1 protein-coding gene is annotated in these 655 nt (G+C 66.1%); it reads right to left on the reverse strand.

Features of this window, described 5'->3' with window-relative positions; translation table 11 throughout:
* Window positions 1-641 (reverse strand): putrescine ABC transporter permease PotH (locus U5798_RS36905; protein WP_322084882.1); only part of this gene is annotated, 641 nt, incomplete at its 3' end.
* Between the last annotated feature and the right edge of the window lie 14 nt (window positions 642-655).

Here is a 655-nt window from a genome sequence, read left to right on the forward strand (position 1 = left end):
AGCGGCATCACCATGAACGGCAGGTACGAATAGACCATCCCGATGTAGACGCCCGCGTCGCTGTGATAGAGCCGCAGCGGCGTGTGGATGATGCCGAGCGCGATCAGCGTGTGGTTCAGCAGGCCGTCGTCCTTCAGGATGCCGATCCATGCGTACACGCGGATCAGGAACGAGGTCCAGAACGGCAGCATCACGGCCATCATCAGCACGTTGCGGCGGTTCGGCTCCGAGCGCGCGATGTAGTACGCCATCGGATAGCCGATCAACAGGCACAGCACGGTCGACACGGCGGCCATCTTCAGCGAGCTGAGGTAGGTCGCGACATACAGGTCGTCCTGCAGCAGGAACGCATAGTGCGACAGCTGCAGCGCGAAGTGCACGACGCCGTCCTTGAACTCGACGAGCGACGTGTACGGCGGGATGCCCATCACCTGGTCGGCGAAGCTGATCTTCAGCACCAGCACGAACGGCAGCGCGAAGAACACCGCGAGCCACAGGAACGGCACGCCGATCGCGACGCTGCGGCCCGACGGCAAGAAGCGCGCCAGCGCGGCGAAGCGGCCCGGGCGGGCGCGGCCCGCGCCGGCGCTTGCGGCGCCGGTCGACACCGGCGTGGAGGGCGTGGAAGCAGAGGTTCTCATCGCGTCGCCCTCAT

The sequence above is a fragment of the Burkholderia sp. BCC1972 genome (assembly GCF_905339605.1).
Taxonomy (GTDB): domain Bacteria; phylum Pseudomonadota; class Gammaproteobacteria; order Burkholderiales; family Burkholderiaceae; genus Burkholderia.